The sequence below is a fragment of the Novipirellula sp. genome, from assembly GCF_041583735.1.
Classification (GTDB): Bacteria; Planctomycetota; Planctomycetia; order Pirellulales; family Pirellulaceae; genus Novipirellula.
The window spans coordinates 1-16312 of sequence record NZ_JBFHFD010000129.1; the positions used below are offsets into that span (position 1 = coordinate 1).

A 16312-nucleotide genomic window follows, 5' to 3' on the forward strand; every position below is an offset into this window, starting at 1 on the left:
TCGGCATCAAGGATTTTGGTCAGCAGCCCTGCGGTCCAGACACCGCCCAAACATCCGGCGACCTCGATCAGTTGCACCGATGCGCCGGCGCGAGCGGCCGCGATGGCAGCGGCGATCCCGGCAGGGCCACCTCCGCAGACTAAGACATCGGTTGTTCCCGCAACGGGGATCGCCCGCTGTTGTTCGATTAGTTGTCGGCGGTCGGCGGATAACATCCCCTGCGTTTGCAAAACATCGCCGCTGACAGGGTTCGCCACGCGAATCGCCTCGCTCGCGGCGGCGTCAGTATCCGGCGACGTCAGCGATGCGGAAACAATAACACCACCAGCAGCCGATTGCAGAAAAGCACGACGCGACGAAGATTTTAAGTTCATTTTGGTTTCATCCAATTGGGGATATCCTCACAGCCTGGCGACCGAACTCCTGTTGCGCAAATCGCTGCGTGGGAAACAGATCCGTCTTACTAGGCTATATAGACTATACGAAACCCGAACCTAAATGTTGGCCAGACTTACGATGCTGCCGGCAATAATCGCGTGCCCAATGCGTTGGTTTTGAAGGTGTGTTGTTTGGCGACCACGAACAATTTTGCCAACGAAATATGAGCACGAAGCGCAAGCAAGTGCGATCGTGGCTTGGCGGCAACCAGAGCAATCCGCACCAGAATCCAGCCATTCACTGGCTTACGCCACGTGTTTGTATTAAATCGCGGAACTTCAACCATTCACGCATCGGGAAACTCAAGATCTGGGCTAGGCCGAGAATTAAAGTTAAGCCGAGCTAACTGCGGTTACAACGTTCTCGGGGTCCAACAAGTGGTCGTTCGCGTCTTGACCGTTCGCCCACACTTCCATTCCCGTGCTCTGGGCGTCTCCGCGAAGTGTCGCAAAAGCAACATCGGCGGCATCGCGGCCTGTGCCGATGCGAACAAAGCCCCCGACTGGGGCAAGTCTGGTCGCGTCGAACAAAAACCATTCTCCACTGAGGTAGGCTTCAAAGAATCCGTGAAAGTCTGGCGGTTGCAATTTGACGGCATACCCAGAAACGTAACGAGCCGGGATTCCCATCGCACGACAGAGACTGATGGCGACATGGGCATAGTCGCGGCACACACCGGTTCGCTGTAACAACACGTCACAGGCAGTGGTTGTCGGGCCAGTGCTGCCAGGCGTGTAGGTCAAATGCTCGTAAGTCCAGTTGCAAATTGCGGTCACTCGCGAGTAACCAGGAACCAGCTCGCCAAACTCTTCTCCAGCAAAACGATATAACTTATCGGATTCACAGTAGCGGCTCGGGTTGAGGAAGCTCAGCACGTCGGCGGGAAGATTCTCGTAGTCAACCTCGCACAAATCAGTCGAATCGACTTCGCTTGCATGAAGCTCGACGGTGGCCTGATACTGAATCGTCAGTTCACCAGGGTCAGCCGTCATTCGCAGCAAATGATTGCCGAGCGGTCCGACGGCGCACTCCTCCACTTTGTGATAGGGGTAAATTTCGATCGACTCATTCGTCGTCGACTGATGTTCGTTCTTTGCGACGGAGACGTTCAGTAGAAAAGTAGTGGGCGAATTGACCGTGTAATTGATTCGGCTGCCAACAAGGATCTGGTTCATCGTTAAGACTCTGGTTGAAGAGTGGGGGAAAGTTTCCTGTTACGCAATGCGTGGACGTAGGCTAGTTTGTCTAAAACGGCAGGGGGAATTTGTTCTGGAAGCAACGACTTCAGCCCCAGATCGAAATTGTATTCGTTCACTTCGATGACGATCTCCAGCACGGACAAAACGAGTTCCTCTGCATTCGCGTCGGCAGATAGATCAAATTCACAACGTCCAAGTTCCATCGCGGTGGTCGCAATGGCGATGATGTCGAGGTAGGCGTTTACCGTTTCGGCAAAATCTTCCCATGGGTGCATCGTTGCATAGGCACTGACAAAGCTGTTGGCCCAATTCGATGGCGGGCCTTGGTCGTAGTGCCTTTTCATCGCTTCGCTATAATCGGCCGCTCCAGGATCACCAAATAATTGTTGGTATTGCTCATAGGCCACACGCGATGCCCACGACCAATCGATGTAGTGCCCGATCTCATGTCGCATGTGGCCGATTAGGGTACGGTGAGGCTCGCCAAGTTCAACTCGCAGTCGCTCGCGATGGACACTGTCTGCTTCCGCTAAGTTGATCGTGATCAATCCGTTCTCATGTCCGGTGGTGACCTTCGTTGTTTGCCCTTGAATATCGATGGAATTTTCGAGGAACTCGAAGCTCAATGGATGCGATTGTTGCACCCCATCGATGAAAGGTGGCAAGTTGAGTTCTTCGAGCTGCAACAGCAATCGACGTTTAGCGGATTCCATCGTCGCCCAACGACGCACACTTTCAGGTTGATTTAACGGTGGAATCAGACTCGTGAATTCGCAAAAGCGGCAGAGTGTGTTGGCTAGTGAATTGAACGAATGACATACGCCGTGCGATTGGTTCGTGCAGGCATGCACCACGCACTGACACGAATCGCAAATCCAAGACGGTTTATCTTCTAAAAAACTTGTCAGTGAACCACACGCTGTACAACGTCCAAGCGGCGCATGACAGGAAAGGCAACGATGATTGTTGAAAAAAATGCGACTTCCACAGCGACACTTGCCTGTTTTCACGATCGCACCACATCGGAATGACCCGCTATCTCGCCGAGCAACATGGTTAATTCGCGACCACCCCATGTGAAATCGCCACCCCGAAGGCCGAACGGACGAAAACGGGCTGAGACAGCGACGCTACGGATAGCCGCGAGCAACGGGGCATCTGCAGAAATAATTGCGATTTTAGACTTGGGTTTTGCCATTCAAAGGATTACTCGAAAGTTTGGAATCCTGGTGTAAGCAATTTCGATTGTCGAACGAAAAAGCAAAGATCCGAAGAGCAAAGACTGCGCCAACCCGGTGAGAAATGAGGCAAAACGATTGATCGCTTTTATAAATCGATTTGGGTTTTAATATCCGCTGTCTAAAATCTGGTGCCCGCCAACGCGATCGGATCATCCCCCCAGCCTTAGCGGTGCTCTTAAGTGACGTGTTGCTGGCGTGACAAACCGATTACAATGCAACACCCCGCCAAGTGTATCGATCCTTCGAACGCTTTCCTCTCCCTCCCTCCGATAATCCACTGGTGTGATCCTACGATGGCTCGGTCTACGCCAACTTCACCGAATCTGTGCAAGCCAGCACGACGCGCCACTGCGTGGGTTCGCTCCGCGAAATCGAGCCGAGCGGCGTTTTATCCCGCTCGTTGCCAATGTTTCTTGGTCTTGCTCTGTTTGATCACGACGTCGGTCGCGGCGGAACAATCCGAAACGGATTGGAGTCAGGCTTACGAAGCGACCATTCTGCCACTAATGAAATCTCACTGCTTGGATTGTCATGGCGAAAAGGATGCGGAGGGCGAGTTTAACATCGCCCAATTCACCGACGGCAAGATGGCGATCAAGCATCGCGATTCGTTTGAACGGATCGTCAAGCGAATTGAGTTGGGTGAGATGCCGCCCGAAGACAGTGAACCATTCACTGCCGAGCAAAAGCAATTGATCCTTGCCTGGTTCGATGCTCGGCCTAAACAAAAACTGTGCGATGAATTGGCATCCGAGGCGACTCAGAAATGGTACCGCGGCAACGTGATGTCACGGCGATTGACGCGTAGCGAGTATCGTTATGCGATTGAAGATCTCGTCGATGCTCCGCTGCCGGATTCGATCAGTCTGCCGTCCGATGGCAGTGGTGGCGAAGGCTTTGACACCAACGGTGATTCATTGTTTTTGTCACCAATTCATCTGGAAAGCTATTTGCGTGCTGCCGACTGGGCGTCGCACCAGTGGCTTTCCACCCACCCAATCGGCGAAACGCCCGATACGGCTGACGCTTCGTCGGCTCGAAAATCCACTCAAGAAATCGTTCGTCAGTTTGCTCGCCGAGCGTGGCGGCGGCCCATCACCGGCGACGAAATTGAACGATTGATGACGTTGTATGATGCGGCGGTCGAGCGAGCAAAATCCCATGACACGTCCCTCGTCGACGCGGTCTCACAACCACTCAAGGCAATCTTGTTGTCGCCGAATTTCCTGTTCGTCGTCGAAAAAGAATCACCCGAAGGGGGTGTCCAACGTTTGACGGCCCACGAGTTGGCGATGCGTTTGTCGTTATTCCTTTGGTCGTCCATTCCGGACGACGAGTTGTCGCAGCTTGCCGATTCGGGCGAGATCCTTCACGACGACGTGGTCAAAAGCCAAGTGGCCCGGATGTTGGCCGATGAACGGTCCAACCGGCTTGGCGAGAATTTCGGGCTGCAGTGGTTGGGACTAACCGATCTAAAATCAAAAACGCCCGATCAAGAGATCTTTCCCGATTTTGACAATGCGATGCTTGGGGACATGCAACACGAAGCGACGTCGTTTGTCAGCGATATCTTCCAACAAAATCGGCGGCTATTGGATTTGATCGATGGTAATCATGTGATCATTAATCAACGGCTTGCTGAGCATTACGGATTGACCGAAGCCGCGGAGGATTTCGCCAAATCGAAATCCGGTAACGCGTTCGAGTGGAAGCGAATTCAAGTCGAAGACGGACGTCGCGGCGGCGTGATGACGCTCGGCGCGGTGTTGGTCAAAACATCGCACTCGCGTCGTACCAGTCCGGTGTTGCGAGGCCAGTGGATTCTGAGCGAAGTGATCGGTTCTCCGGTGCCACCGCCGCCTCCCGGTGTACCGCCTCTGGAGGAAGCCAACGACGAAGGCGAGCACGCCACGCTTCGAGAACAGCTTGAACTGCACCGCAAAAACCCAGCCTGTGCATCGTGTCACAACCGGATGGACCCACTTGGTTTCGGGCTTGAAAACTTTGATGCGCTGGGACGATGGCGTACGATGGATGGGGAAAGCCCGATTGACGCCAGCGGCCGCTTGCCGTCGGGACAGACATTTAGTGGTCCGGCGGAACTGAAGTCGTTGGTGGCTAAGCGAGCAGATGAATTCCGTAAGCACTTTGTTAAAAAACTACTCGGATTTGCGTTGGGACGTTCGCTTAGCAAATTTGATGATTGCGTGGTAGCCGAGTGTTTAACGCAACTAAAATCACAAGATGACCATGCAGCGATCTTGATCGAGACGATTTGCTTAAGCTACCCATTTCAACATCGTTTTTTCAAAGCCTCGGTCGACACAAAATAGTCGTCCCCTCTTTGTTTGTAACACATCTCTCTGCCAATAAATCCCTACGATCCGACAAGGTTTCCGATGAATAACGCCTCACGTCGCCGCTTTCTAAAAGGCATGGGAGTTTCGTTGGCGCTACCGTGGATGCATTCCGCGTTGCCATCATCGGTTCGTGCTGCGACCGATAAAATGAGTAGCAAACCGCCGCTGCGGACTGCATTTTTGTATTTCCCTAACGGGGTTTGGGAGAAGGCTTGGGTGCCCGAGACGGAGGGCAGCGACTACACGTTAACGCCATCGCTCGAACCACTTGCGGATGTTCGCGGCGATGTGTTGGTTTTAAGCGGACTTGATAAAAAGAACAGCCATGGTGGTGACGGTCACTACGCAAAGACCGCGAATTTCTTGACCGGAATGCCGGTCACCAAGACCACCAGCAAGGACATCAGCAGCGGCGGTATCTCGGTAGACCAATTGATCGCCAAGCAATTCAAAGGCAAGACGCCGATCGCTTCGCTTGAATTGGCGACCGAACCGGTGATCTCAGGAATCGACAGCAACGTCGGCTATACCCGTCTGTATGGCTCGTACATCTCGTGGGAAACCCCCAATCGGCCAGTTGCGAAAGAGATGAATCCGCGCATCGTCTACGACCGTTTGTTTGGTCGCGATGCAAACACGTCGCAATCGGAGGCCGAGTCGTACCAGAATTTGCTGGATTACGTACTCGACGATGCCAAGCGCGTCCGCGGACGGTTGGGCCGCGATGACCAATTCAAAATGGACGAATATCTCGAAGCCGTCCGTGCGGTCGAGCGACGCATTGAATTTGCCACTCGAGGGCAGGACCGTGAATGGGAACCGAGTATCGATCCCGCCGAGATTGCCCGTCGACGTCCCGGGGTTCCTAATGATTTTCGGGAACACATTGACGTGATGTTGGATTTGATGGTTTTGGCATTTCAAACGGATTCCACGCGAGTCGCATCGTTTATGTTTGCCAATGACGTCTCGGGACGCAACTTCTCGTTTCTTGATGGCGTCAAAGGTGGGCATCATGAGATGAGCCATCACGAGAACAAGGATGCCAAGATCGACCAGTACCAACAAATCAACCGTTGGCACGTCGAGCAGTTCGCAACGTTGCTGAAGAAAATGAAAGGCATTCAAGAAGGCGAATCAACACTGCTGGACAATTCAATGATCATGTTCGGATCGAGCATCTCCGATGGCAACCGCCATGACCCCGATAATTTGCCGATCTTGGTTGCCGGCCGCGGTGGTGGCAACATCCAAAGCGGGCGTCACATTGCTTACAAAGACATGCCGCTGTGCAACCTCTATCATTCGATGCTGGACGTTAACGGCGTGGAAGTTGAATCGTTCGGCGACAGCACCGGCCCATTGTCCGAAATCAGCTCGTAGTGGCAAGCTCAAAGTCCATCACGATCGTGGACAGCTAACACGTGTGGCCGTTTAGCGGCAATACAGTTGTGACGGCTATTTTCCGGTAGGGACCTACGGCTTTAGCACCACTTTGATGCAGCCGTCTTCGCGGGCCTCGAACGTTTTGTACAGGTCGGGGGCATCTTCGAGTTTTGCTCGATGCGTGATGATGAACGACGGATCGAAACCGTCGTCAACAATCCGCTTCAGCAGCGGTTCCATGTAATGCTGCATATGCGTTTGACCACTCTTGATGGTCAGCGCTTTGTTCATCACCGCGCTCATCGGCATGCCGTTCAAATTGTCGGTATAAACGCCCGGCACCGACACGGTCCCTCCCTTGCGACAACACTTGATCGCTTCGGCAAGCGAATAAGGGTGATTCGCCGGCACGTGCGCGGCTTCGCGGAGATCATCCACGGTTTCCCGAACACTGCCGGCGGCATGCGATTCCGCTCCGACCGCGTCGATACAACGATCCGGACCTCGTCCCGATGTCATCTCCATCAGTTTCTCGTAGACATTTTCTTTTTCAAAATGAATGACTTCGGCGCGTCCTTTTGATTTCGCTAGCTCCAATCGCTCGGGCACTCGGTCAATCGCGATCACACGGCCGGCACCCAACATCCATGCACTCTGGATCGCAAATTGGGCGACCGGACCACAGCCCCACACGGCGACCGTGTCACCCGGTTCGATACCGCAGTTTTCCGCGGCCATGTATCCGGTTGGAAAAATGTCCGACAGAAACACGACCTGATCATCGTCGATTCCTTCAGGCACTTTGATCGGTCCGACGTCCGCATAGGGGACTCGCAAGTATTCGGCTTGCCCGCCGGCAAACCCGCCTAACATATGCGAGAAACCAAACAAACCGGCAGGGGATTGCCCCAAGACTTCGGCGGCCTGTGCCGCGTTGGGGTTCGATTCGTCACACAGCGAAAACAAATCGCGTTGGCAGAAAAAACAGGAGCCACACGAAATCGTGAAGGGAACCACCACACGATCGCCTTTCTTAAATTTGGTAATCGCGTTGCCCAGTTCCACAATCTCTCCCATCGGTTCGTGACCGATGATGTCCCCCGCTTTCATGGTCGGCATGTAGCCGTTGTACAAGTGCAGGTCGCTGCCACAGATCCCAGATGATGTGATCTTCACAATCACGTCGCGAGGGTCTTCGATTTTCGGGTCATCAACATTGTCTACACGAACGTCATGTCGTCCGTGCCAGCAAAGCGCTTTCATCTTATTTCTCCCCGTGGCACCGCGATTGGCAATCTCGCGAGTGTTTGATTGTTGAACTACATATGATTCCGCGGTGCCGTCGTGTGCATCCCCGTCGGCCGGGACTCGTCGAGCGTCACCACTTAGATCCCGAGCAACGCAAAGGTCATTCCATTTGTGAATTGCCCAATGGAACCGGGCCTGAAGACCGCATCGCCGATGCCAAACGTCACCGCACTGGAACACGCTCGTTCATCGTGGTCGCTGTGCGATCAAAACGATGTGGAAGCGGTGGGCGTCAAGATGAAGCCAAGTGATGACAAATTTGATCCAATCTTCATTCGCTCACTGCATGCGATCGCACATTCCGATCCGCATTGCTGTGCACGGCTCGATAACGGCAGTCAACTGTGGAGAAACCGCCGTAAAAGCCGCCTTTTTATGGTGTTTGTTCAGCAGTGTCTTGTTGCCATGTCGTCGACATCTCGGACATGGGGGGGGCGGATAGGAAGCGATGTTTGCGGTCCGCGCGCCCCTATAGCCGACGTTGCAACTCGCCGCTACGAATCTCATTCGCTACACTTCGTTTAAAACAGGTGACCGAATGATCGATCATCTCCACAGTGAATGCCCGCCTTTCGCCTCACACCGATTCAATCCCAACATGCCTGCTACAATTTCCTCCGCGAATCTCTTTCGGCTGTCTCGTCTGCTCATCACCTTGTTTTGCACCGCGGTTGCGATCGGCAACAGCGTTGTCAGCGGTAGCGACCCGAGTTCGCAGCAAACGCCATTTAGCGAAGTGAAATGTGAAGGCGATTACGCCCATCACCTGCAAGGCGTCTGCACGAATCACCAGGACGCCATCTATTGGTCATTCACAACACAACTGGTGAAAACCGATCGCGATGGAAAGGTGCTAAAACAGGTCGCGGTCCCTAACCATCACGGAGACCTCTGTTTTCACAATGGCCGCATTTACGTCGCGGTGAACCTTGGCCAATTCAATCATCCTCAAGGCAATGCTGATTCGTGGGTCTATGTTTACGACGCGGATTCGCTTGACTTAGTCTCGAAGCATGAAGTCCAAGAAGTCTTTCATGGCGCGGGAGGAATTGGAATTTCCGATGAACATTTCTTTGTGGTCGGAGGACTGCCCGACGGCGTGCAAGAAAATTATGTTTATGAATACGACGCCGATTTTCAGTTTGTCCAAAAGCATGTGATCGATAGCAAGTGGACTCAGCTTGGGATTCAAACCGCGACGTTTCACGATGGTGCGTGGTGGTTTGGTTGCTACGGGGCTCCATCAACGCTGTTGAAGACCGATGCCGAGTTCAACATGATTGGACGCTACCATTTCAATTGCAGCCTGGGGATTGTCGGAATCGCACCGAACCAGATGCTGTACGCCCTCGGCCCGAAAACCGCGAACGGCCGCTGCATGGGAACGCTGCACTTAGCACGCCCCGATGAAAAACAGGGACTCGTGGCAATCAAAAAGTAGCGTTTGCTTAGAGAAAGGTTGCGGTCATCCCCTGATGCGCAGTGCGATCTACTTTCGTCCAAAACCAGGTTAGTTTTTGTAGCATTGCGCCCGATCGCTACTTCACCAAGCTGACCGAGCGTCTCACTCGTTAATGACAACGCCATTGCATCGGAGGTGTGCGGTCGATAGCGTGGTCGCCCCCTCACCCGAATTCCATAACTGCTGATCTATTTGCACTGATTATAGGCCGCCGGCCGACACTCCCTCGACCGGTGGCGTCAGAGTGTCGGCCTCCGGCCTTACGGCGATCAGTCGCCTCTAAACCGTTGGCTCACGCCAACGGCAAGTGACGTTTCGGCCTCCGGCCTACTCGCTTGCTACTATATCAACACTCGCCTTCGTCGGTCGGCAGGCCACGGCGGCATCGCCCGGCGGAAATCGTAGGTTTTTTCTCGCTCCGACCGGACGGCTCGCGGCGTGCCGCTCCCCGAAGGAGACTGCATTGGGCAATCGGTCCGCGAATTTCCGCTGGCGTGGCGAGGGCGATTGTGCAGCCAGCAAAACTTTCAGCTAAACTAGCCCTTCTGCGTTTAGTCCCTCCCCTCTCCCTATTTTGGCGATCTTGCCCTCGATACGTTCCCATGAAACAAAACACCTTTGTGCCTCTATTCTTCTTATCTCGCGTCAACTTCGCTTTGCTTGCACTGACCGCATTGCTTGCGTACTGCCCCCGCCATGCCGACGCTGCCGAGCAACCCAACTTCATCATCATCTTCACCGATGATCAAGGCTACGGCGATCTTGGTTGCTTTGGTTCCGAGACAATCAAAACGCCAAACATTGACCGCTTGGCAGCAGAAGGCCGCACCTACAAGAGTTTCTATACCGCTTGCTCGGTCTGTTCACCATCGCGTGCCGCACTGTTGACCGGCAGCTATCCAAAACGTGTTGGATTGCACCAGCATGTGTTGTTTCCGCAAAGCAACCATGGGTTGAATCCCGCGGAATACACGATCGCGGATCATTTGGGCAGTCAAGGTTATGCGACCGCGTGCGTTGGCAAATGGCATCTGGGGCATCACCCCGAAACGCTGCCTCGTGCGAACGGGTTTGATTCCTATTTTGGCATCCCCTATTCCAACGACATGAATCATCCCGATAACAAGGGAAAACCGCGGTTGCCATCGGACACACTTTGGAAGGATCAAGCCAGTGCGGTCACGATGTGGAAGACGCCGCTTGTTCAAAACGAAGAGATCATCGAAGTCCCCGTCGACCAACGCACCATCACGCGGCGGTACACCGACCGAGCGATCGAGTTCATCACTGCGAACAAAGAGAAGCCTTTCTTTTTGTACCTGCCGCATTCGATGCCGCACATTCCGCTTTATGTTCCTGAGGATGCGTACGATCCGAATCCCGCTAACGCTTACAAGTGTGTGATTGAACACATCGATGCCGAAGTCGGCCGCATCGCCGACACGGTGCGTGAACTGGATCTGGCCAAGGAGACTTACATCATCTACACAAGTGATAACGGACCGTGGTTGCAATTCAAGAATCACGGCGGCAACGCAGGCCCCTTGCGTGAAGGCAAAGGAACGACGTTCGAAGGTGGCCAACGGGTGCCGTGTGTGATGTGGGGACCTGGCCGCATTCCTGCTGGCACTTCCACCGACGCATTCACATCAACTCTGGATTTGCTGCCGACGATTGCGGCACTTGCTGGCACCCCGCTTCCCGAGGCGGGCAACACGATCGACGGATTTGATATCTCGTCGACCTTTACCAGCGACACATCACCACGCGATGAATTGCTTTTCTATTCTTCACATGGTGATTTGCAAGGCATCCGCAAGGGCGATTGGAAATACCTCGAAAAAGCGCCACGCAAACGAAACAACCAAAAGAACGTTTCGTCCGAGCCACAGGTGTTTCTGTTTAATTTGGCCGACGACATTGGCGAACAGAAAAACCTGAAGGACAGCCACCCCGAGATCATCGCCAGGCTGAAGAAACGCATGCACAAGGTCAATGACGAAATCACCGCAAACGCACGACCGGTATGGCGAAAACAGGTTGCCGCATCGAAATAAGCCGCTGGTCAATCGCGGCAGCGACGTCCCATGGCGAGCGTCAAGTGCCGTCGACTCTGGGTGCGGTACGGCGCAAACCGTCCGGTTGCAGCGTGAAAAACGTTCGATTTCGACCGGGCGGGCGCCGCACCGCTAGATGCACATCCGATGAGTTTCCATGTGCAGGGCGAGCGAAAACCGATCGGTCCTCGTCGCTTTTTAACGCTTGGCGTTTCGCTTTTTCGCACTTTGCTCGTCCGACGACTTTTTCGCCAGCTCGCTGAACTGATCAAGCAAGGCATTCCACTGAGCTTCCAATGCCTGGGCTTGCTCTGGCATTTGCGAGATCAAATTGTTCGATTCGGCGCGATCGGTTTTCATGTCGTAAAGTTCCCACGGTTGTCCCGAGGCCGCAACGAGTTTCCAGTCACCGCTGCGAATGGCACGATTGCCATCGTGTAACCACCACAATGCATTTCGCTCAATGGTGACGTCGTCCTTCAGCGCCACTGCGAGACTCTTGCCGGGGAATTCGGGGCGTTCCTTCGTTGATTCGTCCTCTGGGATTTTGATATCCGCGACATCTAAAATCGTGGGCAAGATATCGATCACATGCGACGGCGTATGCCTTAGCTCGCCTCGATCCGCGATCCCGTCCGGCCAATGCACAATCAGCGGCGTGCCAGTGCCGCCCTCGTGAACCCAAGTTTTGTGCCGCCGAAAGGGAGTGTTACACGCACTCGAGAACCCAGGCCCAAGACACAGGTAGGTGGCCGCCGAACCGGGATCGGCATTGGGATCATGACCGCCGTTTCGAATCATGATCTCTGCACTCGCGCCGTTATCCGATGCATAAAACAACAATGTGTTGTCGAGTTCTCCCATCGCACGCAACTGATCGACCACGCGTCCGATTTCTTGATCCATCCGATCGACCATGGCGGCGTGGATTGCCATCTTGGTGGCTTGGAATCGCTTTTGTTCTTCGCTCAATTGATCCCAAGGGATCGGACGATCGATCTCGCCCGCCCCCAGTTCTTTAATCGCTTCGGGAAACGCGTAAGGAGGACCGACCTCGGGTTCCAAGGCGGAAAGTGTGGTGTCCAACAAACCGAGTTGCTGTTGTTTTGCGAACCGTTGTGCGCGCATCGCATCCCAACCATCCAAATAACGGTCACGGTAACGCTCAATATCCTCGGGCAATGCATGCAGAGGAAAGTGCGGCGAGATGAATGCGATGTAGTGAAAGAAAGGCTGTTCAGTGAAATTCGTTTGATGATCTTTCAAACATTCGATCGCATGGTCCGCAGTCGCAGTGGTGGTGTAATACCCCGTTTCGTCCGCGGGCACTTTCACCGGAACATCGTCGACCAAGTTGCCCTTGTCGGTAAAGAAGTTGCCTTGGTTATTGACGCAGTAGGATCGATCGAATCCCGCATCGAGCACCTTGCCGTCGATATGCCATTTGCCACTGTGGTAGCTGCGATAACCGTGAGGCTCCAAATATTCGGGAATCAGTTTCGCCCACGACTGACGCACGCCACGGCCACCACCGCCCAGTTTGGGTAACGCATCGCGGTGGACTTGTTGAGCATAAAACCCGGTCATCAACGCAGCACGCGTCGGCCAGCAGCGAGCGGTGTTATAGAACTGAGTGAAGCGAAGTCCGTTTTCCGCAAGTGCATCCAGATGCGGCGTCGCGATCTCGCCACCATAGCAACCGACGTCGCTGTAGCCCGAATCATCTGCCAAGATAAACACGATGTTGGGACGTTTCGCCTGCAGTGGCGACGCGGCGGCTAACAGGAATCCGACCGCGGAAATCAGGGTGCAAATCGTTCGATTCATAGCAAGTAATCACTTCGAGAGTTTAAGTCGATCAACATCCATCGCTGCCGCGATCCCATCGTCTTTGATCACAATCGCTATGACGAGGCAACTTCGATCGCGCACCAGCGCCAATCGCTCGTCATTCGACTCAACCGGGGCCGCCTTCGCAGCAGGTTTCACAGATGGTGTGACAGCGTGAGCATTGCAGTTTAGCCCGAATCTCGATCATTGTCCCGCCACAAACAGGGCAGGCAGGCCGCGGCGGCTTAGGTTCGTCTTTTTTCGTGTCGTTGGTCATGAATCGATGAAACTTGGCGAATGCGAATGGGTGCGTGAGGACCAGTATAGAAGGTTACCGCCAAGCAAAACAATCAACCCCGCGGTCACGACGACGGCATTTTTCAACGGGGCTGGTCCTACACCCGCAATTTCGGCTCAAATACAGCGTTCGCAAACCACTCAATCGCCGGAGCCTAATTCGTTGACCGCCACGCAATCGATTCAGCCAGTCCTTCGCAGCGACTACCAGCCCCCCACCTATTGGATCGAAAACGTCGAACTCGACTTCGATCTCGATCCTCGTGAAACCTTGGTAACGGCCCGCATCTCGGTGCGTCGCAACCCCGAGCAATCCTCGAGCAAGCTGGATCTGGCCGGTGAAAATCTAAAACTCCAATCTGTGGCGGTCGATGGCAAACGGCTGGACGAAACGCAATATCAGCTGCGCGCCGATGGGATGACGCTGCTGGATTTGCCCGAGTCGTGCGTCATCGAAACGAAGGTTCTGGTTTCGCCAGTGACCAACAAATCGCTTTCGGGGCTGTATCAAACCTCTGGCAATTATTGCACTCAGTGTGAAGCGGTTGGTTTTCGCCGGATCACTTATTTCCTAGATCGTCCCGACGTGATGACGACGTACCGTGTGACAATCCGAGGCGACAAGCAATCTTGTCCCGTGATGCTTTCCAACGGCAACCGAGTTTCGCAGCGAACGCTTGACGACGGGCGGCATGAAGTTGTGTGGGAAGATCCATTTCCCAAACCGAGTTACCTGTTCGCACTCGTCGCCGGTAATCTGAAATGCCACCGAGGCACCTTCACTACCCGCAGCGGCCGAGACGTCGCACTGGAAATCTGGGTCGAACCACAAAACATCGACAAGTGCGAACACGCATTGGTGTCGCTGCAGAAATCGATGAAGTGGGACGAGGACGTTTTCGGACTCGAGTACGACCTGGATATCTACATGATCGTGGCCGTGAACGACTTCAACATGGGCGCGATGGAAAATAAGGGACTGAACGTCTTTAATTCCAAATACGTGCTGGCACTTCCTGATACGGCGACCGACGAAGATTACATGTTGATCGAGGCCGTGATCGCTCACGAGTACTTTCACAATTGGACCGGCAATCGTGTCACCTGTCGCGATTGGTTCCAATTGACGCTCAAGGAAGGCTTGACGGTGTTTCGCGACCAGCAATTCACGGCCGATCAAACCTCAGCTGCAGTCAAACGGATCGATGACGTGTCGGGATTGCGAGCCGGCCAGTTTGTCGAAGACAGCGGACCAATGGCACACCCGATTCGGCCTGAATCCTATATCTCGATGGACAACTTTTATACCGCAACGGTCTATCGCAAAGGTGCCGAGATCATTCGGATGTACCACACGATCCTGGGTGCCGAAGGTTTCCGTCGTGGTATGGACTTGTATTTCGAGCGACACGATAACTCGGCGGTCACGTGTGACGATTTCCGCGCCGCGATGGCCGACGCCAACGATGTCAATTTCGATTTATTTGATCGTTGGTACTCGCAAGCCGGAACGCCGGAGTTGACCGTCACCGAAGCCTGGGACGGTGCGAAGGGCGAATACACGCTGACGATGACGCAATCCTATCCACCGCTGCCCGGTGGCAATCCTGGTACCGTGGACCGAAAACCGGTGCCTTTGCCGGTGCGTGTCGGATTGTTGGATGCCGAAAGTGGCGAAGAGATCGAACAGCACGGCGGCGTTGTGATGCTGCAATCGGAATCCGAGTCTTTCACGTTCGGCGGTCTGACCGCAAAGCCAATCGCCTCCGTCTTGCGAGGATTCTCGGCACCGGTTCGCTTGCGAATGCAGCGTAGCGAAGCGGAACTTGCGTTCTTGATGGCTCATGACACCGATTCGTTCAATCGTTGGGATGCTGGCCAAACGCTGGCGACAAAATTGCTGATCGATGCAGCCAACGTGATCAGCGAGGGCGGAAATCTCGAGTTGTCAGGTCAATTTCGTGACGCGTTTGGCCGCGTCCTCCGTGACGACTCCGTTGATGAAGCCTTCAAAGCACTCGCGTTGACGTTGCCTCGCGAAAGCGTACTGGGACAAGAAATGGACGTGATCGATCCCGATTCGCTGCATACCGCTCGCCAATTCTACCGAAAGCAACTCGCTCAGTCCTTTCAATCCGAATTGACGGCCCTTTACAACGATCTGGCGGCGGACGGCGCCTACAAGAATGATCAACATTCAATCAATCGTCGCCGTTTGAAGAACGTCGTGTTGGCCTATTTGTCAGCACTGGATACATCCGAGTCGGTGTCTTTGGTTACCGGTCAATTTGATCAGGCCGACAACATGACCGACAAGCAAGCCGCATTATCGCTGTTGGCAAACTTGGATGTTCCGGCTCGGGATGAGGCACTCGCTGCGTTCTACAAGAAATACCAATCTGACCCGTTGGTGATCGACAAATGGTTTGCCGTTCAAGCGGTTTCGAGTCGCGAGGATACGATCGAGCAGGTCAAGCGGTTGACGACACATCCCGACTTTAGCGTCGATAATCCGAACCGCGTTCGCTCGCTGATCGGAGCGTTCACGCAAAACCAAGTCCGTTTTCACCAAGCCGACGGAGCCGGTTACAAGTTGTTAGCCGATTACGTCCTGAAAATCGAATCGGCCAACCCGCAGTTGGCAGCTCGCTTGGTCGCGGCTTTCAACAGCTACCGCCGGTTTGACGAATCACGACAAACGCAAATGCAAAACGAGCTGAAGCGGATCGCTGAA

At 54.1% G+C, this 16312-nt stretch carries 12 protein-coding genes; 6 read left to right on the top strand and 6 right to left on the bottom strand.

Annotated features, from left to right (window positions below):
- The 4 genes from ABX962_RS12080 to ABX962_RS12095 all read right to left on the bottom strand — a co-directional run.
- A partial coding sequence (locus tag ABX962_RS12080) for an FAD-dependent oxidoreductase (protein WP_372719688.1) occupies positions 1–374 on the bottom strand: 374 nt, incomplete at its 3' end.
- 137 nt (positions 375–511) lie between these two features.
- On the bottom strand, positions 512–724 hold the full coding sequence (locus ABX962_RS12085; protein ID WP_372719690.1) for a hypothetical protein: 213 nt from the start codon (positions 722–724) through the stop codon (positions 512–514).
- Between the two features lie 46 nt (positions 725–770).
- A complete protein-coding gene (locus ABX962_RS12090) occupies positions 771–1613 on the bottom strand; it encodes a transglutaminase family protein (RefSeq protein WP_372719692.1) in 843 nt (280 codons plus the stop codon).
- A gap of 2 nt (positions 1614–1615) precedes the next feature.
- Positions 1616–2713: a putative zinc-binding metallopeptidase gene (locus tag ABX962_RS12095; protein ID WP_372719694.1), complete on the bottom strand. Its 1098-nt coding sequence runs from the start codon at positions 2711–2713 to the stop codon at positions 1616–1618.
- A gap of 458 nt (positions 2714–3171) precedes the next feature.
- On the opposite strand from ABX962_RS12095, the gene ABX962_RS12100 reads away from it, so the two are divergent.
- Positions 3172–5211, top strand: coding sequence for a DUF1592 domain-containing protein (locus ABX962_RS12100; RefSeq protein WP_372719696.1), 2040 nt, complete (start codon positions 3172–3174; stop codon positions 5209–5211).
- 66 nt (positions 5212–5277) lie between these two features.
- The gene (locus ABX962_RS12105; RefSeq protein WP_372719698.1) at positions 5278–6621 is read left to right on the top strand and encodes a DUF1552 domain-containing protein; all 1344 of its coding nucleotides are present in this window, start codon (positions 5278–5280) and stop codon (positions 6619–6621) included.
- 93 nt (positions 6622–6714) lie between these two features.
- Here ABX962_RS12105 and ABX962_RS12110 read toward each other — a convergent pair whose 3' ends face one another.
- Positions 6715–7887, bottom strand: coding sequence for a zinc-dependent alcohol dehydrogenase (locus ABX962_RS12110; protein ID WP_372719699.1), 1173 nt, complete (start codon positions 7885–7887; stop codon positions 6715–6717).
- A gap of 62 nt (positions 7888–7949) precedes the next feature.
- Between ABX962_RS12110 and ABX962_RS12115 the strand changes: the two genes are divergently transcribed.
- The 3 genes from ABX962_RS12115 (at position 7950) to ABX962_RS12125 (ending at position 11451) form a co-directional block, all read left to right on the top strand.
- Positions 7950–8183: a hypothetical protein gene (locus ABX962_RS12115; protein ID WP_372719701.1), complete on the top strand. Its 234-nt coding sequence runs from the start codon at positions 7950–7952 to the stop codon at positions 8181–8183.
- A gap of 347 nt (positions 8184–8530) precedes the next feature.
- Positions 8531–9373 carry a hypothetical protein gene (locus tag ABX962_RS12120; protein ID WP_372719703.1) on the top strand — a complete coding sequence of 281 codons (843 nt, stop codon included), beginning with the start codon at positions 8531–8533 and terminating at the stop codon, positions 9371–9373.
- 623 nt (positions 9374–9996) lie between these two features.
- On the top strand, positions 9997–11451 hold the full coding sequence (locus ABX962_RS12125; RefSeq protein ID WP_372719705.1) for a sulfatase: 1455 nt from the start codon (positions 9997–9999) through the stop codon (positions 11449–11451).
- A gap of 198 nt (positions 11452–11649) precedes the next feature.
- On the opposite strand, the gene ABX962_RS12130 is transcribed toward ABX962_RS12125, so the two are convergent.
- Complete coding sequence (locus ABX962_RS12130) at positions 11650–13278, bottom strand: arylsulfatase (protein WP_372719707.1); 1629 nt, start codon at positions 13276–13278, stop codon at positions 11650–11652.
- A gap of 286 nt (positions 13279–13564) precedes the next feature.
- Between ABX962_RS12130 and pepN the strand changes: the two genes are divergently transcribed.
- On the top strand, positions 13565–16312 hold a 2748-nt coding region (gene pepN / locus ABX962_RS12135), incomplete at its 3' end, for an aminopeptidase N (RefSeq protein ID WP_372719709.1).

Excerpts from the sequence above, each read along its gene's own strand:
- ABX962_RS12085 (WP_372719690.1), bottom strand. The coding sequence starts at position 724 with ATGGTTGAAGTTCCGCGATTTAATACAAACACGTGGCGTAAGCCAGTG.
- ABX962_RS12090 (WP_372719692.1), bottom strand. The coding sequence starts at position 1,613 with ATGAACCAGATCCTTGTTGGCAGCCGAATCAATTACACGGTCAATTCG.
- ABX962_RS12095 (WP_372719694.1), bottom strand. The coding sequence starts at position 2,713 with ATGGGGTGGTCGCGAATTAACCATGTTGCTCGGCGAGATAGCGGGTCA.
- ABX962_RS12100 (WP_372719696.1), top strand. The coding sequence starts at position 3,172 with ATGGCTCGGTCTACGCCAACTTCACCGAATCTGTGCAAGCCAGCACGA.
- ABX962_RS12105 (WP_372719698.1), top strand. The coding sequence starts at position 5,278 with ATGAATAACGCCTCACGTCGCCGCTTTCTAAAAGGCATGGGAGTTTCG.
- ABX962_RS12110 (WP_372719699.1), bottom strand. The coding sequence starts at position 7,887 with ATGAAAGCGCTTTGCTGGCACGGACGACATGACGTTCGTGTAGACAAT.
- ABX962_RS12115 (WP_372719701.1), top strand. The coding sequence starts at position 7,950 with ATGATTCCGCGGTGCCGTCGTGTGCATCCCCGTCGGCCGGGACTCGTC.
- ABX962_RS12120 (WP_372719703.1), top strand. The coding sequence starts at position 8,531 with ATGCCTGCTACAATTTCCTCCGCGAATCTCTTTCGGCTGTCTCGTCTG.
- ABX962_RS12125 (WP_372719705.1), top strand. The coding sequence starts at position 9,997 with ATGAAACAAAACACCTTTGTGCCTCTATTCTTCTTATCTCGCGTCAAC.
- ABX962_RS12130 (WP_372719707.1), bottom strand. The coding sequence starts at position 13,278 with ATGAATCGAACGATTTGCACCCTGATTTCCGCGGTCGGATTCCTGTTA.